We start from the raw sequence: 19,574 nt of genomic DNA, 5'->3' as shown, positions 1-19,574 counted from the left end.
GTGCACGTACCGGTCGAGGGTGCCGACCCCCAGGTGGCGTCGTCGTACGCCACGGCGGTCGCCAACGAGCTGCGTCGGGTGCTGTCGCTGCCGGGCGCCGACCCGGCGCTGCAGATCGACGCCGACCTGCGTCCCGAGGGCAAGCAGGGTGCACTGGTGCGTACCCTGAGCTCCTACGCCGCCTACTACGCGAAGTGGTCCAAGGTCTGGGAGGCGCAGGCGCTGCTGCGCGCCGACGCCGTCGTCGGCGACCCGGGGGTCCGCGACGCGTTCACCGCGCTCATCGACCCCCTGCGCTACCCGGCGGCCGGGCTCTCGGAGGACGACGTCCTCGAGGTCCGCCGCATCAAGGCCCGGGTCGACCACGAGCGGCTCCCGCGTGGCGCCGACCCCACGCTCCACCTCAAGCTGGGCCGCGGCGGACTGGCCGACATCGAGTGGACCGTCCAGCTCCTCCAGATGCGCCACGCCGGCGAGGTGCCCGCCCTGCGCACACCGCGGACGCTGCCCGCGCTCGAGGCCGCCCGCGAGGCCGGGCTGGTCACCGACCGCGACGCCGCCCAGCTCGCGGAGGCGTGGCGCACCGTCAGCCGCGTCCGCAACGCCGTCACGCTCGCCCGCGGCAAGGCCGGCGAGGAGCTGCCCCGCGACACCCGGGAGCGCGCCGCCGTCGCGAGCATCCTCGGCTACGCGCCGGGGAGCACCGACGAGATGGTCAACGACTACCTCCGCGTCACCCGTCTCGCGCACGCCGTGGTCGACCGCGTCTTCTGGTGAGGCGGACGGCACGAGGCACGGCGTGAATGACGCGGACCGCGATCTCTGGGGGGATCGACCGCGGCCCGCGTCGGGTGCGATCCTCCCACACGGCTCCGGGACGGGCCGCGCGGTCGCGCGTCGGACGGGTGAGAACGGTCTAAACCTGGTCGCGGCGGTATTGCGCGATCCTTGAGGCTTTCCAGATCGCTCTCTGATGCGCGGCCGACAGGATGTGGTCACCGACCGAGGGAGCCGCATTGATGACCGTGTTCGACCCGAGCACGCTGCACCAGCTGGTCGACGACGCCGAAGGGCGGCCCTTCCTCCTGGAGCTGGCCGGCACCTACCGGCGGATGCTGATGCCGCGGGTCGAGCGCGTCGTGACCGCGGTCGTCACGTCCGACTACGACGAGGCGATGGACGCCGTGCTGAGCCTCAAGGTCTCGGCGACGATGACCGGCACCCGCGAGCTGGCCGAGCTCGCGTCCTACATCGAGGTCGACATCCGCAGCGGTGACCTGCCTGCGGCGCGGTCCCAGGCGATGATGCTGCCGGCCGCCGCCCAGCGGGCCCAGGAGGCCATCGCCTCCTACCTCGCGATGTCGGCCGCGCCCAGCATCCCGGCCTGACCTCGCCCCAGCCCTCAGCTCTCCAGCGACTCCATGCGGTAGCCGACGCCCCGTACGGTCTTGATGAACTTCGGCTGTCCGGTGCCCTCGCCCAGCTTGCGGCGCAGGTTGCCGATGTGGACCTCGACGAGGTGGGTGTCGCTGGCCCAGTCGGTGCCCCAGACCGAGCGCAGCAGCGCCTCGCGGGTCCAGACACGGGCGGGGGTGCGCATCAGCTCGGTGAGCAGGTCGAACTCGGTGCGCGTCAGCGACAGCTCGTCGGAGGTCTTGAACGCCCGGCGTCCGTCGACGTCGACCCGCAGCGGACCGTGCTCGAGCACCTCGTGGTCGGGCTGCGACGGCGCGGCGACGACCGCCTGGGCGGAGGCCGGGGCGGGGCCGGCAGCGCCGATGCCGCGGCGGGGCCGGCGGAAGAGCGCGTTGATCCGGGCCTTGAGCTCGCGGACGCTGAAGGGCTTGGACAGGAAGTCGTCGGCGCCGGTCTCGAGGCCGAGGAGCCGGTCGATCTCGTCGTCGCGGGCGGTGATCATGACGACGTAGGCATCGGTGATCTCGCGGATCCGGCGGCAGGTCTCGATGCCGTCGATGCCGGGCAGCCCGAGGTCGAGGGTGACCAGGTCGGGATCGAACGCCTTGACCTGCTCGACGCCGTCGAGACCGGTCTCGACCGAGCGCACCTCGAAGCCCTGCGTGGTGAGGGTGAACTCGATAAGGGAGCGGATGTCCTCGTCGTCCTCGACGACCACCGCTCGACGCTCCCCATGTTGTTGCCCCTGTGACACGGGGGGGAGTCTGCCAGACACCTCCCGTCCCGGTGGGATCTAAGCCATTCGACGCGCGGCGGCGATCTGGGAGGGCCCCGCCGGGGGGATCTCGAACCAGACCGTGGCCCCGCCGCCCGGCGTCTCCTCGACGCCCATCCGACCCCCGTGGGCCAGGGCGACCCGGCGACAGGTCGTCAGGCCGACGCCGGTCCCCGGAACGGTCTCGTCGACGCGGGCGAACGGCTCGAAGATGCGGCTCCGGTCGACGTGGTCCACGCCGCGGCCCCGGTCGGAGACCGTGAGCCGCCACCACCCCGGACGCAGCGCGGTCGACACCCGGATCGACGCCTGCTCACCGGGACGGGTGTACTTCGCGGCGTTGGACAGCAGGTTCTGGACGACGACCCGGATCTGCACCGGGTCGGCCACGACCGGCGCCAGCCGGGTGACGCTCAGGTCGGCGCCGGCGAGCTCGGCGGCGAGGTCCTCGCGCACCTCGGTGACGAGGAGGTCGACGTCGACGTGGGCGAGCCGTGGCCCGCCGCCGACCTCGGCGAGGCCGAGGACGTCGGAGATCAGCTGGTTCATCCGCTCGACCGACCGGTGGGCGCGCTGGACGAGGGGCCGGGTGCGCTCGAGGTCGGGGACCGGGTCGCCGAGCATCTCGTCGACGACCTCGAGGCTGCCGGAGAGGACGGCGAGCGGGTTGCGGAGGTCGTGGCTGACCTGGGAGGCGAACGCGGCGAGGGCCTCGTTGGACCGCCGCAGCTCGCCGACCACCGCGGTCAGCTCCCGGGTGCGGAGCTCGAGCTCGAGCGCGTCGACGACCCGGTCAGCCAGCTCGCGCAGGGCCTCGCGCTGGCCCTCGTCGACGTGGTGGGGTTCGGGGTCGAACACGCACAGCGAGCCGATCGGCTCGCCGCTCGGGGTCACCAGCTGCTGGCTGGCGTAGAAGCGGGCCAGGCCGAGCTCGACCGGGGTGCTGTGGGCGTACCTCGGGTCGGCGGTGAGGTCCTCGCAGATCAGCGGCTCGCCGTCGTAGAGCACCTCGTAGCAGAGCGACGCGGCCTTGGGCAGCGTGGCCAGGTCGAAGCCGACCGTGGCGAGGGTGCGCAGGTGGGTGTCGTCGATGAAGGCGATCATCGCCATCGGCGCGTCGAGGACGCGCGCCGCGAGGCGGGCCAGGCCGTCGAGGTCGCGGCGCGGCTCGGCGTCGACCAGGCTGGCGAGGTAGTAGCGCTCGATCTCGGCGGCGCGCCGCGACTCACGGGCCAGGTGGTCGTCGTCGAGCTCCGGTGTGTGACGGGGGGTGGGGGAGGGGGCGTCGATGCTGTTCACGTCCAGTTGTCGTTGCGGGCTGTTTCCGCGTGACGCCAGTGTCTGGACACACGCGGGCGCGCGCCAGTGGCTGCCAGAACTTGTCCGTTCGTGCCCGTCCTCGACTAGGACACCTCCCGGGGTGTCCGGGTAGCGTCGTCGGTCACAAGTCGGTCATGGAGAGGGAGGACGACGTGGAGGACCTCAGCCCCCGACCGGGCGATCTCGACCCGGTCGAGACGTGCTCGGTCGACGAGCTGCGCGCCCTGCAGACCGAGCGCCTGCGCTGGTCGGCGCGCCACGCCTACGACCACGTACCGCACTACCGGGCCGCGTGGGACGCCGCCGGGGTGCACCCCGACGACGTCCGCGAGCTCGGCGACCTCGCCCGGCTGCCGTTCACCGCCAAGGCCGACCTGCGCGACAACTACCCGTTCGGCATGTTCGCTGTGCCGCGCGAGGAGGTGTCCCGCGTGCACGCCTCGTCCGGTACGACGGGCAAGCCGACGGTCGTCGGCTACACGCGGCGCGACCTCGACACGTGGGCCGACGTGGTCGCCCGCAGCATCCGCGCGGCCGGCGGCCGCCGCGGGCACGTCCTCCACAACGCCTACGGCTACGGCCTCTTCACCGGCGGCCTGGGCGCCCACTACGGCGCCGAGCGTCTCGGGTGCACCGTGGTGCCGGTGTCCGGCGGCATGACCGAGCGCCAGGTGCAGCTGATCACCGACTTCCGGCCCGACCTCATCATGGTCACGCCCTCCTACATGCTCTCGATCATCGACGAGATGGAGCGCCAGGGCGTCGACCCGCGCTCGACCTCGCTGCAGGTCGGGATCTTCGGTGCCGAGCCGTGGACCAACGACATGCGGCGCGAGATGGAGCAGCGCCTCGACATGCACGCCGTCGACATCTACGGGCTGTCGGAGGTCATCGGGCCCGGCGTCGCCAGCGAGTGCGTGGAGACCAAGGACGGCCTGACGGTCTGGGAGGACCACTTCTACCCGGAGGTCATCGACCCGGTGACCGGCGAGGTGCTGCCCGACGGCGAGGAGGGCGAGCTCGTCCTCACCTCCCTGACCAAGGAGGCGATGCCGATCATCCGCTACCGCACCCGCGACCTGACCCGGCTGCTGCCGGGCACGGCGCGGACGATGCGCCGGATCGAGAAGATCACCGGCCGCACCGACGACATGATCATCCTGCGCGGCGTCAACCTCTTCCCGACCCAGATCGAGGAGCTGATCCTCGACTCGACGCTCACCGCGGCGCTCTCCCCGCACTTCCAGTGCGTGCTCGACCGCGACGGCAACCTCGACGCGATGACGGTGCTCGTCGAGCGGCGTGAGGCGGCGTCCCCCGAGGTGGCGGCCGAGGCAGGGCGCGAGCTGCGCCGGCTGGTGAAGGCCTCGATCGGCGTCACGGTCGCGGTCGACGTCGTGGCTCCCGACGGCGTCGAGCGGTCGGTCGGCAAGATGCGCCGGATCGTCGACAGGCGCCCCCCGCGCTAGACGCCTCCCAGGCGTCGTCCGGACGCGGCCGTGGTGGCGGGGTTCACAGGTTCTCGCCGTCCACCGACACGAGCGCGAAACAATCCCGACACCCGGCGCTCCTAGGTTCGCGAGAGGCGGCGGCCCCGAGGCCGACGTCGCACGGTTCGATCCAAAGGGGAGCCCACACACATGACCGCCAATCCCGTCCGCCTGCAGGCCATCGCCGCCGTCGAGGCGCACGTCCCGCCGCCGATCAGCTTCGACCCCGGCGAGGAGCCCGGCGAGATCTTCGGCAGCAACGTCTTCAGCCTCACCGTGATGCAGAAGCGGCTGCCCAAGACCGTCTACAAGTCGGTCGTGTCGACCATCGAGAAGTCGACCCCGCTCGACCCCGAGGTCGCCGACGCGGTCGCCTCCGCCATGAAGGACTGGGCGCTCGAGAAGGGCGCCACCCACTACGCCCACGTGTTCTACCCGCTCACCGGGCTGACCGCCGAGAAGCACGACAGCTTCCTCGACCCGGTCGGCGACGGCACCGCGTTCGCGTCCTTCTCGGGGAAGACGCTGATCCAGGGCGAGCCGGACGCGTCGTCGTTCCCCAACGGCGGGCTGCGCAACACCTTCGAGGCGCGCGGCTACACCGGCTGGGACGTGATGAGCCCGGCGTACGTGCTCGAGAACCCCAACGGCAACACGCTCTGCATCCCCACCATCTTCATCTCGATGACCGGCGAGGCGCTCGACCACAAGACGCCCGTGCTGCGCTCGCAGCAGGCGATGGCCGTGCACGCCAAGCGCGTGCTCGAGCTGTTCGGCCACTCCAGCCCCGAGAACGTCGTGGCCTACTGCGGTCCCGAGCAGGAGTACTTCCTGATCGACAGCCACTTCTTCCTCTCGCGCCCCGACCTGCTCAACGCCGGTCGCACCCTGTTCGGCGCCAAGCCGCCCAAGGGCCAGGAGTTCGACGACCACTACTTCGGGGCCATCCCCGCCCGCGTGCTCGGCTTCATGATGGACACCGAGCGTGAGCTCTTCAAGCTCGGCATCCCGGCCAAGACCCGCCACAACGAGGTCGCGCCCGGCCAGTTCGAGATCGCGCCGATGTTCGAGCGCGCCAACGAGGCCTCCGACCACCAGCAGCTGCTGATGACGACGTTCAAGGCCGTCGCCAAGAAGCACGGCATGGAGTGCCTCTTCCACGAGAAGCCGTTCGAGGGCGTCAACGGCTCCGGCAAGCACGTCAACTTCTCGCTCGGCAACTCCGAGCTCGGCTCGCTGCTCGTGCCCGGTGACAACCCGCACGACAACGCGCAGTTCCTGGTCTTCTGCGCCGCCGTCATCCGCGCGGTCCACCTGCACGGCGGGCTGCTCCGTGCGTCGGTCGCCTCGGCGTCCAACGACCACCGCCTCGGCGCCAACGAGGCCCCGCCCGCGATCATCTCGATCTTCCTCGGCGAGCAGCTGGCCGACGTGTTCGACCAGATCGCCAAGGGCGGCGCGACCCACTCCAAGGAGAAGGGGACGCTCACCATCGGCGTCGACACCCTCCCCAACCTGACCAAGGACCCGGGCGACCGCAACCGCACCTCGCCGTTCGCCTTCACCGGCAACCGGTTCGAGTTCCGGGCCCCGGGCTCCAACCAGACCGTCGCCGGCCCGATGGTCATGATCAACACGATCATGGCCGAGGCGCTCGACTACTGCGCCACCGCGCTCGAGGCCGCCGTGTCCGAGGGCACCGACTTCAACGAGGCCGTGCAGACCCTGCTCGCCGAGATCGTCGCCAACCACGGCGCGGTCATCTTCAACGGCAACGGCTACTCCGACGAGTGGCCCATCGAGGCCGAGCAGCGTGGCCTCAAGAACCTGCGCACCACCGTCGACGCCCTGCCCGAGCTGATCAGCCCCGAGGCGATCGAGCTCTTCTCCAAGTACGGCGTCTTCAACGAGGGCGAGGCCCACAGCCGCTTCGAGATCGGCTGCGAGCAGTACATCCTCGCCGTCGCCGTCGAGGCCAACCTGACGCTGGAGATCGGCGCGACGACCATCCTGCCGGCCGCCCTGCGCTACCAGACCGAGCTTGCGCTCAACGTCAAGGCGCTCGCCGACGCCGGGCTCACGCCCGACAAGTCGACCCTCGAGACGGTGAGCGGCCTCGTCGCGACCCTGAGCGCGGGTCTGGCGACCCTCAAGGACGCCATCGCCCACGAGCACCTCGAGGAGCCGCTCGAGACGGCGACGTCCATCCGCGACAACGTCCTTCCGGCCATGGCGACCGTCCGGGCCGCCGCCGACGAGCTCGAGGGGCTCGTCGCCGACGACCTGTGGCCCCTCCCGACCTACCAGGAGATGCTCTACATCCTCTGATCGGTCGTCGACCGGCGGGCTCGCGCGGCAGCCCACGAGAGCGCGAGTCGGCGTTCGGACTGAGTCCGAACGCCGACTCGGCCAATTTCGGCTTCACCTCTACGCCGACTCGGCGTCAGCGGGAGCGGAGGCCGAGGTCGGTGAGCACCTCGCGCAGGACGTGGCGTCCGGCCATCGACGACGGGCCGGCCAGGCGCTGCAGGACCCGCTCGGTCCACACGCCCGTCAGGCCGTGGCGGCCGTTGTAGGCGCCGAGGCGCTCGTCGTACGCCGGGAGGTGGGCGTCGGCCGCCTCGGCGTCGTAGGTCTCGTGGTGGAGCACGGCGCCCTGGGGCAGGCGGGGCTTGACCCCGGCGTCCTCCGACGGGTCGGGTACGCCGACGGCGAGGCCGAACGTCGCGACCGCACCGTCCGGCAGCCCGAGCTCGGCGGCCACCTCGCGCGGGTGGTTGCGGATGGCGCCGACGTAGGTGCTGCCGAGGCCCAGTGACTCGGCGGCGACGACGGCGTTCTGGGCCGCCAGCGCGGCGTCCACGAACCCGATGATCGTGGTCTCGAGGTAGTCGGTCGCGTCGACCGCGAGCCCCGACCGCGCCGCGAGCCGCCGCGCCCGGGAGAGGTCGGCGACCCAGACCAGGAGCACCGGCGCGTGGTCGACGAAGCCCTGCCCTCCTGCCAGGGTCGCGAGGCGGCGCTTGCGCTCGGGGTCACGGACCGCGACGACGCTCCAGGCCTGCAGGTTGGACGACGTCGGCGCCGACTGGGCCGCCGCCACCAGGGCGCGCAGCTGGTCCTCCGACACGTCGTCGGACGTGAACTTCCGGACCGACCGGTGGGCCAGCTGGAGGGCGATCACGTCGCTGGTGACCGCGAGCCCGGACCCGTCGCCGTAGCGCCCGGTGGTCGCACCGGACCCCGTGGAGGGGGTATGGTCCGCGTCAATCTCTACAATTCCCATAGTGAAAGCCTAGTTTGCCCTCCCTCTCGGACTGGAGACCGCATGACCTCGGAGTTCCTCTGGTACATCCCCAACCAGGTCGACCCTGGCCACCGCGGTGACGACGCGGTCGACGACCACAACAGCCTGGACACCCTGACCGGCCACGCCCGCGCGCTCGAGGACCACGGCTGGCTGGGTGCCCTCCTCGGCACCAGCTGGGGCCGGCCCGACACGTTCACCGTGGCCACCGCGCTCGCCGCGCGCACGACCACCTTCGAGCCGCTGGTCGCGATCCGGCCCGGCTACTGGCGCCCGGCGCACTTCGCCTCCGCCGCCGCGACGCTCGACCACCTGAGCGGCGGCCGGCTGCGCATCAACATCGTGTCGGGACAGGACAACCTCGCGGCGTACGGCGACAGCGAGGGCGACCAGGCCCACCGCTACGCCCGCACCCGCGAGTTCCTGCAGCTCGTCCGCCGGCTGTGGACCGAGGAGGGCGTCACCTTCGACGGAGAGCACTTCCGCGTCACCGACTCCACCGTCCTCCCGCGCATCGAGCCGCGCGAGGGTCGACCCCACCCCCGGCTCTACTTCGGCGGTGCGTCGGATGCGGCCGAGCGGGTCGCCGCCACCGACGCCGACGTCCAGCTGTTCTGGGGCGAGACCTACGACGGCGTCGGCGAGCGCATCGACCGCCTGCGTGCGCTGAGCGCCTCGCTCGGCCGCGAGCACGCCCCGCTCGAGTTCGGGCTGCGCATCACCACGCTGGTCCGCGACACGACCGAGGAGGCCTGGGCCGACGCCGAGGCCAAGGTGGCCGCGATGGCCGGCAACGCCGGCGACGAGCGCGACCCCCGTCGCGCCAAGGCCTACGGGCAGCAACGCCTGCTCGACCTGGCCACGCGCGGCGACGTGCTCGACGACAACCTCTACACCGCGCCCGGCCGCTACGGCGGGGGCGGCGCCGGCACCACGTGGCTGGTCGGCTCGGCCCAGGACGTCGCCAAGTCCCTGCGCAAGTACGAGGACCTCGGCGTCTCGACGTTCGTGCTGTCCGACACGCCCTACCTCGGCGAGATCTCCCGGCAGGGCGATCAGCTCCTGCCGCTGCTCCGCGACTGACCGTCCACGACACGCGTCCCAGGTCGTGGCGTCGACTCGTGCCCTGATCATGTGACTCACTAGACTTACATCAGATTCAGACCAACAACTCTCGGGAGTGCACCGTGCTGTCTGCCACCAGACCAACCCTCCATCCGCCCCGCCGCCGCCTCCGGACCGCGGTCCTGGTCGCGGCCCTGACGGTCGTCGCGCCGTTCGCGCTGACCGGCTGCGGCGGCGAGGAGGCCGGCCCCCGGCTGGCCGCTGACGCCGCCATCCCTGACGAGGTCCCGAAGGACACCGTGCTCCGCATCGGTGACCCGGCGACCCAGGTCGCCCTCGAGCTCTCGGGCCTCGACGACGAGCTGCCCTTCGAGGTCGAGTGGGCCAACATCAGCGGTGGCCCCAAGACCCTCGAGGCGTTCCGCGCCGACGCCCTCGACGTGGGCTCGGTGGCCGACATCCCGCCGCTGTTCGCCAAGTGGACCGGCACCGACGTCAAGATCGTCGCGGCCCGCTACACCGTCGACCCGCTCGAGCACCCGACCTACGAGCTGGGCATCGCACCGGGCGTCGACGTGGACGCCATCGAGGACCTGAAGGGCAAGAAGATCGCCTACAGCCCGGGCCAGGCCCAGGGCGCGATCATCCTCAAGGTCCTGCAGGAGGCCGGCTTGACCCAGGACGACGTCGAGCTGGTCGAGATGGCGAGCACCGACGACGTCTACGTCAACGCGCTCGGCAGCAAGCAGGTCGACGTCGCGCCCCTCGGCCAGACCCTGGTACCGCCGTTCCTCGCCAAGTACGAGCAGGACGGCGGGCACACGATCTCGCCCGGCGTGCGTGACGACTTCTGGCACCTCTACGCGCCGACCGAGGTGCTCGAGGACGCCAACAAGGCCGCAGCGCTGAAGAAGTACACCGAGGTCTGGGCCGAGGCCGTCGACTGGGTCAACGAGCACCCGGAGGAGTACGCCAAGGGCTTCTACGAGGAGCACGAGGGGCTCTCGGCCGAGGACGCCGCGTTCCTCGTCGACGCGCTCGGCCAGAAGGAGATCCCGCAGAGCTGGGACGAGGTCATCGTCGAGCACCAGAAGACCGCCGACCTCCTCGCCGAGGAGCAGGACCGCGACCAGCTCGACGTCGCCGCCCTCTACGACCGGCGCTTCGAACCCTCCGCCGAGGCCGGCAAGGTCAACGACCAGGCAGGGGAGGGCTCATGACCGTCCCGACCCTCGCCAAGCACACCGGGTCCGGCGAGCCCGACCTCGCCACGTCCGACGGCACCACCCGCGTCGACGAGCGCGTCCGCCTGCGCCGGCTCGGCCCGGGCGACGGCATCCCCGGCGGCATCCTGCTCGGGCCCGCCCTCCTGCTGGCCTTCTGGGCCATCGGGTCCGCGACCGGGTTCATCGACGAGCGGACGCTCTCTGCCCCGTGGACCGTCGTCGAGACGGCGCGCGACCTCTGGGCCGACGGCCGCCTGCAGGACGGCCTCGTCACCTCGGCCACCCGCGTCGCGCTCGGCCTCGGTCTCGGGATCGCCGTCGGACTGGTGCTCGCCCTGGTCGCCGGCCTCTCCCGCACGGGTGAGGCCGTGATCGACGGACCGGTCCAGGTCAAGCGGTCGATCCCCAGCCTGGCCCTGATCCCGCTGCTGATCCTGTGGTTCGGCATCGGCGAGGAGATGAAGGTCTACACGATCGCGCTCGGCGTGCTCGTGCCCATCTACATCCACACCCACAACGGCCTGCGCACCATCGACAGCCGCTACGCCGAGCTCGCCGAGACCATCGGCGTCGGCCGGGTCGCGTTCGTGCGCCAGGTCGTCATCCCCGGCGCGATGCCCGGGTTCTTGCTCGGGCTGCGCTTCGCGGTGACCTCGGCGCTCCTCGCCCTGGTCGTCGTCGAGCAGATCAACGCGACGAGCGGCATCGGCTACATGATCACGCTGGCCTCCAGCTATGGACAGACCGACGTGATCATCGTCGGCCTCGTCGTCTACGCGATCCTCGGCCTGGTGGCCGACGGCGTCGTACGACTCATCGGACGGAAGGTGCTCACATGGCGACGCACGCTGGAGAGCTGACCCAGGAGGCCGTGCGGGTCGAGGGCCTGCACCGCAGCTTCAACAAGACCGGCGGGGTGCTCAACGGCCTCGACCTCGAGATCGCGCCGGGCGAGTTCGTGGCGCTCATCGGACGCAGCGGCAGCGGCAAGAGCACCCTGCTGCGCGCCCTCGCCGGCCTCGACCGCGGCGTCGACGGCTGGGGACGCATCAGCGTGCCCGACAAGGTCTCGATGGTCTTCCAGGACTCGCGGCTGCTCCCGTGGCGACGTGTCCTCGACAACGTCGTCCTCGGGCTCGGTGGCCGCGACGCCAAGGACCGCGGGCGCAAGGCGCTGGCCGAGGTCGGCCTCGCCGGCCGCGAGAGGGCGTGGGCCCACCAGCTCTCCGGCGGCGAGGCCCAGCGGGCCGCGCTGGCCCGGTCGCTGGTGCGTGATCCCCAGCTCCTGCTGGCCGACGAGCCGTTCGGCGCCCTCGACGCGCTGACCCGGCTCAACATGCACACGCTGCTGCGCGAGCTCTGCGAGCGGCACCGCCCGTCGGTGCTGCTGGTGACCCACGACGTCGACGAGGCGATCGTGCTCGCCGACCGCGTCATCGTGCTCGACGGTGGCGTCATCCAGAGCGACGTCCGGATCGACCTCGGGTCGCGCCGCGACCCGGCCGACCCGCGGTTCGCCGCGCTGCGCCGCCAGCTGCTCAACGCCCTGGGCGTCGACCTCGACGCCGACGGGCTCGTCCGCGACCCCGACCCCGACGACCTCGCCTCCGACCGGCCCGACCGCAGCCGCGGCGTCGACCGCAAGGCGGCCTCCTAGTGGCGGCCGGCAGGACGGGCAGCAAGGAGCTGCACCTCAACGCGTTCCTGATGAGCACCGGTCACCACGAGGCCTCCTGGCGACTGCCGGAGAGCGACCCGGCCGCCCACATCGACGTGCGCCACTACGTCGAGCTCGCCCGCACCGCCGAGCGCGGGCTGATGGACTCGGTCTTCTTCGCCGACTCACCGGCCCTGTTCAGCGACGTGGGCCGACGTCCGGCCGGCACCCTCGAACCGACGGTGCTGCTCGCCGCGATGGCCATGGCCACCGAGCGGGTCGGACTGATCGCGACGGCGTCGACGACCTACAACGAGCCCTACAACCTGGCCCGGCGCTTCGCCTCGCTCGACCACCTGAGCGGCGGGCGCGCCGGGTGGAACATCGTCACCACGGCGACCCTCGACGCCGCGCGCAACTTCAACCTGACGGAGCTGCCGGCCCATCGCGACCGCTACCTGCGCGCCGAGGAGTTCGTCGAGGTCAGCCGCAAGCTGTGGGACAGCTGGGACGACGACGCGGTGCTGGGCGACAAGGCCAGCGGGCAGTGGGCCGACCAGTCACGGGTGCACCCGATCGGCCACGACGGCGACCACTTCCACGTGGCCGGGGCGCTCAACCTGCCGCGCTCGCCGCAGGGTCGCCCGGTGCTCGTGCAGGCCGGCTCGTCCGAGGACGGCCGCGACTTCGCCGCCCGCCACGCCGAGGCGATCTTCACCGCCCAGCAGACGCTCGAGGACGCCCAGGCGTTCTACGCCGACGTCCGCACCCGGGCCCGCCGCCACGGCCGCGACCCCGACAGCCTGCTGGTGCTGCCCGGGATCGTCCCGGTCATCGGCAGCACCGAGGCCGAGGCGCTGGCGCTCGAGCAGCAGCTCGACGAGCTGATCCGCCCGGAGCACGCCCGCAACCAGCTGGCCAGGACGCTGCGCGTCGACCCCGACGACCTGCCGCTCGACCGCGAGCTGCCGGCCGACCTGCCCGACGAGGACACCATCGAGGGCGCCAAGTCCCGCTACACGCTCATCGTCGACCTCGCCCGTCGCGAGCGCCTGACCGTGCGCCAGCTCATCGGCCGCCTCGGCGGCGGACGCGGGCACCGCACCTTCAGCGGCACGCCCGAGCAGGTCGCCGACGCCCTCGAGGAGTGGGCTGGCGCCGGCGCGGCCGACGGCTTCAACGTGATGCCGGCGGTGCTGCCGTCGGGTCTCGAGGTCTTCGTCGACCAGGTCGTGCCGATCCTGCAGCAGCGGGGCCTCTTCCGCCGGGAGTACGCCGGCACCACGCTCCGCGACCACTACGGGCTCGAGCGACCCGACACCCACCACGACCACCACGCCCACCCACGGACGATCCGTCACCAGGAGACCGCATGAGCACCTACCGCAGCCTCGGCACCACCGGCGTGCAGGTCAGCCCCCTCACCCTCGGCGCCATGATGTTCGGCGCCTGGGGCAACCCCGACCACGACGAGAGCATCCGGATCATCCACCGCGCCCTCGACGCCGGCATCAACGTCATCGACACCGCCGACGTCTACGCCCGCGGCGAGTCGGAGGAGATCGTCGGCAAGGCCCTCAAGGGCCGACGCGACGACGTCGTGCTCGCGACCAAGTTCCACGGCGCGATGGACGACGACGACCCCAACCAGGCCGGCAGCTCGCGCCGCTGGATCATCCGCGAGGTCGAGAACTCGCTGCGCCGGCTCGACACCGACCACATCGACCTCTACCAGGTGCACCGCCCGCGCCCCGAGATTGACGTCGACGAGACCCTCGGCGCCCTCACCGACCTCGTCCGGCAGGGCAAGATCCGCTACATCGGCACCTCGACCTTCCTGCCGTCGCAGCTCGTCGAGGCCCAGTGGGTGGCCGAGCGTCGGCAGCGCGAGCGTCCCGTGACCGAGCAGCCGCCGTACTCCATCCTGGCGCGCGAGGTCGAGCGCGACGTGCTGCCGACGGCCGAGAAGTACGGGATCGGCGTCCTGCCGTGGAGCCCCCTGGCCGGCGGCTGGCTCTCGGGCCGCTACCGCCGCGGCGAGGAGCACGTGCCCTCGAGCCGGCTGCAGCGGCAGCCCGCCCGGCACGACCCGCACAGCCCCGAGAACGCGACCAAGCTGGAGGCCGTCCACCAGCTGACCGACCTCGCCGACCAGGCCGGGCTCTCGCTCATCCACCTCGCGCTCGCGTTCGTGCTCGAGCACCCCGCGGTGTCGTCGGCGATCATCGGCCCACGGACCATGGAGCAGCTCGAGTCCCAGCTGGGCGCCGAGAAGGTGTCGCTGTCCGACGACGTGCTCGACCGCATCGACGAGATCGTCGCCCCCGGCACCACGATCAACGAGGCCGACCGGGGCTACGCGCCGCCGTCGCTCGTCGACCCCTCGCGGCGCCGCCTGCGTCACTGAGCCGGACTGCGTCCGGCTGAGTCCCCCTGACGGGGTGAGCCAGGCGACGGGCGGCGCCACGACGCGGTAGGCAGGAGCCATGACCGACGACGCCCTCGACCCCTTCGTCCGCGTCCGCGGTGCCGCCGAGCACAACCTGCGCGACGTCGACGTCGACGTGCCCCGCAACGCGTTCGTCGCGTTCACCGGCGTCTCGGGGTCGGGCAAGTCGTCGCTGGCCTTCGGGACGTTGTACGCCGAGGCGCAGCGTCGCTACTTCGAGTCGGTGGCGCCCTACGCGCGACGCCTGCTGCAGCAGGTCGGGGCGCCGCACGTGCAGGAGATCACCGGCCTGCCCCCGGCGGTGGCGCTGCAGCAGCGTCGCGGTACGGCGAGCTCGCGCTCGACCGTCGGCACCATCACCACGCTCTCGAACCTGCTGCGGATGCTCTACTCGCGTGCCGGCGACTACCCGGCAGGCGCCGAGCACCTGGCGGCCGAGGCCTTCTCGCCCAACACCGCAGCGGGCGCCTGCCCTCGCTGCGGGGGCCTCGGCGTCGAGCACGACGTCGCCGAGGACCTGTTGGTGCCCGACACGATGCTGAGCATCCGCGACGGTGCGATCGCCGCGTGGCCGGGGGCCTGGCAGGGCGCCAACCTGCGCGGCATCGTCATGGGTCTGGGCATCGACGTCGACAGGCCGTGGAAGCGGCTGGCCAAGAAGGACCGCGACTGGCTGCTGTTCACCGACGAGCAGCCATCGGTCCTGATCAAGCCCGAGCGGGGCCGCGTCGACCACAGCTACTACGGCAAGTTCTGGAGCGCCCGCAAGCACGTCATGCACGTCCTGTCCGACTCGCAGAGCGAGCGGATGAGGGAGCGGGCACTGCGGTTCGTCCGCGACTCGACCTGCACGGTGTGCCACGGCAGCGGCCTCAAGCCGGAGTCGCTGGCCGTCACCTTCGCCGGCCGCTCGATCGCCGACGTCAACGCGCTGCCGTTCGCCGCGGTCGTCGACCTGCTGCGCCCGGTCGCCGAGGCGTCCGAGCCCGACGCCGCCACCGAGGCCGCGGTGCGGATCTGCTCCGACCTGGTCGCGCGGCTCGAGGTGCTCCTCGACCTCGGCCTGGGCTACCTCAGCCTCGGCCGCGGGTCGACCACCCTGTCGCCGGGGGAGGCCCAGCGGCTGCGGATCGCGACCCAGCTGCGGTCCGGGCTCTTCGGGGTCGTCTACGTGCTCGACGAGCCCTCGGCCGGCCTGCACCCGGCCGACGCCGAGCCGCTCCTCGACGTGCTCGACCGGCTCAAGGCAGCGGGCAACACGCTGTTCGTCGTCGAGCACGACCTCGACGTCGTCCGCCGCGCGGACTGGGTCGTCGACCTGGGACCGGGTGCCGGTGAGGGCGGGGGACAGGTGCTCTACAGCGGGCCGGTCGCCGGGCTCGAGGCCGTCGCCGGGTCGGTCACCGGCGACTACCTCTTCGACCGCGTCGAGCCGCTCGAGCACGAGCCGCGCGAGCCGCACGGCTGGCTGCACCTGCGCGGGGTCACGCGGCACAACCTCGACGACGTGTCGGTCGACGTCCCGCTGGGCGTGCTCACCGCGGTGACGGGGGTGTCCGGCTCGGGCAAGTCGACGCTGGTCACGCAGGTGCTCGCCGAGCTCGTGCGCGACCACCTCGGGCTCGCTCCGGAGGACGCCGACGAGGCCGAGCTGGAGATCGACGTCGACGACGTGTCCGGGCTCGAGGCGTTCGACCGGCTGGTCCGGGTCGACCAGCGCCCGATCGGGCGGACGCCGCGATCTAACCTGGCGACGTACACCGGTCTGTTCGACGCGGTCCGCAAGCTGTTCGCCGCGACCGACGAGGCCCGGCGACGCGGCTACACGGCCGGACGCTTCTCGTTCAACGTCGCCGAGGGGCGCTGCGAGACCTGCCAGGGTGAGGGCTTCGTGTCGGTCGAGCTGATGTTCCTGCCCGGCACCTATGCGCCGTGCCCGACCTGCCACGGTGCGCGGTACGACGCCGCCACGCTCGAGGTGACTTATCGCGACCGCACCGTGGCCGACGTGCTGGCGCTCTCGGTCGACGAGGCCGCGGTGTTCCTGGCCGACGTGCCGGCTGCGTCGCGCAGCCTCGAGACGCTGCGCGAGGTCGGCCTCGGCTACCTGCGGCTCGGGCAGCCCGCCACCGAGCTGAGCGGCGGCGAGGCCCAGCGCATCAAGCTGGCCACCGAGCTCCAGCGAGCCCGCCGGGGCCACGCGCTCTACCTCCTCGACGAGCCGACCGCGGGCCTGCACCCGGCCGACACGGCGCTCCTGGTCCGGCAGCTGCACCGCCTCGTCGACGCCGGCAACACGGTGGTGCTGGTCGAGCACGACCTCGACACGATCGCCAGCGCCGACTGGGTCATCGACCTCGGCCCCGGCGGCGGTGACGCCGGCGGCACCGTGGTGGCCACCGGCACCCCCGCGCAGGTCGCGGAGGCCGCCGGGAGCGCCACGGCGCCGTACCTGGCGAAGCGGCTGTCCCGGCGGGTCAGACGCCGGCGGTGACCGGCACGTCGGTCAGGCCGAGGTGGTCGCGCAGCGTGGTGCCGGCGTACTCGGTGCGGAACAGCCCGCGCCGGCGCAGCTCGGGCACGACGAGGTCGACGAAGTCGTTGAACGTGCCGGGGGACTGGGCGCAGGAGAGCATCCAGCCGTCGGCCTCGCCGTTGCGGAAGCCGTCCTCGATCTGGTCGGCGACGTCGGACGCCGTACCGACGAACTGCGGGAGCATCACGCCCTGGGCGTAGAGCTTGCCGACGTCGCGCAGGGTGAGGCTGTCACGGTCGGAGAGCCGCTTGGCGAGGTCGAAGAGGCCCTGGCTGCCGCCGACCTCGACCTGGTCGACGGGGGCGTCGAGGTCGTACTGCGAGAAGTCGTGGTCGGTGTGGACCGAGAGCGTCATCAGCCCGGAGACGGGGTCGGCGAGCTCGTTGTGGAAGGCCTGCTTCTCGCGGGCGATCGACGCGGTCTCGGCCACGAACGGCACGAACGCCGGCAGGATCTTGACGTGGTCGGGGTTGCGGCCGAGGTCGCTCGCGCGGCTCTTGATGTCGTCGTAGTAGGCGCGCCGGCCCTCGGGCGTCGGGTCGATCTCGAAGATCGCCTCGGCCCAGCGGGCGGCGAAGTCCTTGCCCTTGCCCGACGACCCGGCCTGGATGAAGACCGGCCGGCCCTGCGGCGAGCGCGGCGTCGGCAGCGGCCCCTTGGTCTTGAAGAACAGGCCGTCGTGATCGGCGGCGTGCACCTTGGTCGGGTCGGCGAAGACGCCACCGACCTTGTCCTGCACGAGCGCGTCGCCGTCCCAGCTGTTCCAGAGCTTGACCGCCGCCTCGACGAACTCCTGCGCGCGGTCGTAGCGCAGGTCGTGGTCGAGGGCGTTCTCGAGGCCGAAGTTGCGGGCCTCGCTGGTGCTCAGCGACGTCACGATGTTCCACGCGACGCGGCCCTTGCTGAGGTGGTCGAGCGTCGAGAAGATGCGGGCGAGCTCGAACGGGTGGAAGTACGTCGTGCTCTTGGTGATGGCCACGCCGAGGTGCTTCGTCACCGCCGCGATGCTGGTCGCGACCAGGCTCGGGTCGAGGGTCGCGCTCGCCTGGGTGCCGCGGCGCAGCGCCTCGTCGGGCCCGCCGCCGTAGTTGGTCGGCACGGCGAGCAGGTCGGCGAAGAAGACGAAGTCGAACGTCCCGCGCTCGAGGATGCGGCCGATCCGGTGGTAGTACTCCGGCGTCAGGAAGTTCGGGTCGGTCGCCGGGTGGCGCCACGCGGCGTGGGAGTGGGTGACCTGGCTGGCGATCATGAAGCCGCCCAGGTGGAGCTGTCGGGTCATGGTGGTCCTCGGGTCGCTGATCGGAGTATCTGTAGTCAGACACTACAGATATGCCGTCAGCGGCGGCCGCGAGCCACGAGCAGGCGTGGGGGAGCGGCGGGTCGATAGGCGGTTCCGCGCACGCTGCCGACGGACCCTCCGGCCTCGGTCAGGAGCAGCGACCCCGGCGCGTGGTCCCACGGCTTGGTCTTGAGCCAGAACCCCCATCCCGCCTCGCCGGTCGCGATCCGGGGGTAGTCGATGCCGCAGCAGGTGCCGGTGTGGTTCTTGGTCTTCTGCTGGGTGATGAGGTCGAGGCGTACGCCGTCCCGCCAGGCCCCGGCCCCGCGCTCGGCGACGTAGGCCGTCCGGTGCTGCGGCTGCCAGATCCAGCTCCGCACCACCTCGCCGGCTCTCACCTCGGCGACCATCACCGCGTGGTCGGGCGAACCCTTGACGAAGTTGCGCGTCCCGTCGACCGGGTCGACCGTGAACACGTGCTCGGCCTCCGCCCAGGCGTGGAGGAGCGTCGGGTCGACCGAGACGGCCTCCTCGCCGAGGACCACAGCCTCCGGGTGGGCGGCCCTGATGGCGTCGGTGATGAGCACCTCGGCCTCCCGGTCGGCGACCGTCACCAGGTCACCCGGCCGCCGCTTGCTGGTCACCTCGCCACGCCCCAACGTCCGGAACCGCGGGTTGATGACCTCCTCCGCGACGTCCTGCATCAGCCTCAGCACGTCCTCGGTCTCCACCCCCGCAACGTATCCACCCCCACGGTGATCGAGCCGACGGGTCGGCTACGGCCCGGCGTGTCGAGATCCCCGCAGCCGGTACGCCGACCGGGGGCCCCACGGTGGTCGAGGAGGCCGCCCGCGGCCGTCTCGAGACCACCGCTGTCGGCTTCCGTCCGGGCCCCACGGTGGTCGAGGAGGCCGCGCGCGGCCGTCTCGAGACCCCCGCAGCCGACCCAGGCCAACCCCCGGTGGTCGCGGAGGCCGCCCGCGGCCGTCTCGAGACCCCGCAGCCGGGACGCCGTTCGGGCCCCACGGTGGTCGAGGAGGCCGCCCGCGGCCGT

Annotated in this window: 16 protein-coding genes and 1 pseudogene; 12 read left to right on the top strand and 5 right to left on the bottom strand. The window is 72.0% G+C overall.

All coding sequences use genetic code 11. The features are described from left to right. A pseudogene (locus Q7T52_RS20210) lies at positions 1–777 on the top strand (bifunctional glutamine-synthetase adenylyltransferase/deadenyltransferase); the annotation flags it as partial. 242 nt (positions 778–1,019) lie between these two features. After that, entirely contained in the window at positions 1,020–1,388 is a 369-nt protein-coding gene (locus tag Q7T52_RS20205) for an Hpt domain-containing protein (RefSeq protein WP_304805353.1), read from the top strand. 14 nt (positions 1,389–1,402) lie between these two features. On the opposite strand, the gene Q7T52_RS20200 is transcribed toward Q7T52_RS20205, so the two are convergent. Both Q7T52_RS20200 and Q7T52_RS20195 read right to left on the bottom strand, forming a co-directional pair. Then, entirely contained in the window at positions 1,403–2,134 is a 732-nt protein-coding gene (locus tag Q7T52_RS20200) for a response regulator transcription factor (RefSeq protein WP_304805352.1), read from the bottom strand. A gap of 75 nt (positions 2,135–2,209) precedes the next feature. After that, a complete protein-coding gene (locus Q7T52_RS20195; protein WP_304805351.1) occupies positions 2,210–3,490 on the bottom strand; it encodes a GAF domain-containing sensor histidine kinase in 1,281 nt (426 codons plus the stop codon). A gap of 155 nt (positions 3,491–3,645) precedes the next feature. Here Q7T52_RS20195 and paaK point away from each other — a divergent pair, with 155 nt between their 5' ends. Next, entirely contained in the window at positions 3,646–4,980 is a 1,335-nt protein-coding gene (gene paaK, locus Q7T52_RS20190) for a phenylacetate--CoA ligase PaaK (protein ID WP_304805350.1), read from the top strand. Positions 4,981–5,151: 171 nt separating this feature from the next. Beyond that, complete coding sequence (locus Q7T52_RS20185) at positions 5,152–7,329, top strand: glutamine synthetase III (RefSeq protein ID WP_304805349.1); 2,178 nt, start codon at positions 5,152–5,154, stop codon at positions 7,327–7,329. Positions 7,330–7,444: 115 nt separating this feature from the next. Here the strand turns inward: Q7T52_RS20185 and Q7T52_RS20180 are convergent, their stop codons facing one another. Then, positions 7,445–8,287, bottom strand: a complete 843-nt coding sequence (locus Q7T52_RS20180) for an NADPH-dependent oxidoreductase (protein WP_304805348.1) — start codon at positions 8,285–8,287, stop codon at positions 7,445–7,447. A 42-nt stretch (positions 8,288–8,329) separates the two neighbouring features. Between Q7T52_RS20180 and Q7T52_RS20175 the strand changes: the two genes are divergently transcribed. From Q7T52_RS20175 to uvrA, 7 genes are all read left to right on the top strand, one after another. After that, the gene (locus tag Q7T52_RS20175) at positions 8,330–9,391 is read left to right on the top strand and encodes an LLM class flavin-dependent oxidoreductase (protein WP_304805347.1); all 1,062 of its coding nucleotides are present in this window, start codon (positions 8,330–8,332) and stop codon (positions 9,389–9,391) included. A 104-nt stretch (positions 9,392–9,495) separates the two neighbouring features. Continuing rightward, positions 9,496–10,593, top strand: a complete 1,098-nt coding sequence (locus Q7T52_RS20170; protein ID WP_304805346.1) for an ABC transporter substrate-binding protein — start codon at positions 9,496–9,498, stop codon at positions 10,591–10,593. Continuing rightward, on the top strand, positions 10,590–11,459 hold the full coding sequence (locus Q7T52_RS20165; RefSeq protein ID WP_304805345.1) for an ABC transporter permease: 870 nt from the start codon (positions 10,590–10,592) through the stop codon (positions 11,457–11,459). Before Q7T52_RS20170 ends, Q7T52_RS20165 begins: the two co-directional genes overlap by 4 nt. Further along, positions 11,435–12,256, top strand: a complete 822-nt coding sequence (locus Q7T52_RS20160) for an ABC transporter ATP-binding protein (protein ID WP_304805344.1) — start codon at positions 11,435–11,437, stop codon at positions 12,254–12,256. Before Q7T52_RS20165 ends, Q7T52_RS20160 begins: the two co-directional genes overlap by 25 nt. Continuing rightward, the gene (locus tag Q7T52_RS20155; RefSeq protein WP_304805343.1) at positions 12,256–13,632 is read left to right on the top strand and encodes an LLM class flavin-dependent oxidoreductase; all 1,377 of its coding nucleotides are present in this window, start codon (positions 12,256–12,258) and stop codon (positions 13,630–13,632) included. The genes Q7T52_RS20160 and Q7T52_RS20155 overlap by 1 nt, the downstream gene beginning before the upstream one ends. Continuing rightward, positions 13,629–14,663 (top strand): aldo/keto reductase, encoded by a 1,035-nt coding sequence (locus Q7T52_RS20150; protein WP_304805342.1) that lies wholly within the window; start codon positions 13,629–13,631, stop codon positions 14,661–14,663. The genes Q7T52_RS20155 and Q7T52_RS20150 overlap by 4 nt, the downstream gene beginning before the upstream one ends. 79 nt (positions 14,664–14,742) lie before the next feature. Beyond that, positions 14,743–17,199, top strand: a complete 2,457-nt coding sequence (gene uvrA, locus Q7T52_RS20145; protein ID WP_304805341.1) for an excinuclease ABC subunit UvrA — start codon at positions 14,743–14,745, stop codon at positions 17,197–17,199. On the opposite strand, the gene Q7T52_RS20140 is transcribed toward uvrA, so the two are convergent. Together Q7T52_RS20140 and Q7T52_RS20135 are read right to left on the bottom strand one after the other, a co-directional pair. Beyond that, a complete protein-coding gene (locus Q7T52_RS20140) occupies positions 17,183–18,520 on the bottom strand; it encodes an LLM class flavin-dependent oxidoreductase (RefSeq protein ID WP_304805340.1) in 1,338 nt (445 codons plus the stop codon). The two genes, uvrA and Q7T52_RS20140, sit on opposite strands and share 17 nt — an antisense overlap. 56 nt (positions 18,521–18,576) lie before the next feature. Then, on the bottom strand, positions 18,577–19,251 hold the full coding sequence (locus Q7T52_RS20135) for an inositol monophosphatase (RefSeq protein ID WP_304805339.1): 675 nt from the start codon (positions 19,249–19,251) through the stop codon (positions 18,577–18,579). 101 nt (positions 19,252–19,352) lie between these two features. Here Q7T52_RS20135 and Q7T52_RS20130 point away from each other — a divergent pair. Next, the coding region (locus tag Q7T52_RS20130) for a hypothetical protein (RefSeq protein WP_304805338.1) at positions 19,353–19,574 on the top strand (222 nt) is incomplete at its 3' end.

Source organism: Nocardioides sp. (genome assembly GCF_030655615.1).
Lineage (GTDB): Bacteria > Actinomycetota > Actinomycetes > Propionibacteriales > Nocardioidaceae > Nocardioides.
This window is presented reverse-complemented; position numbering and strand designations above follow the sequence as displayed.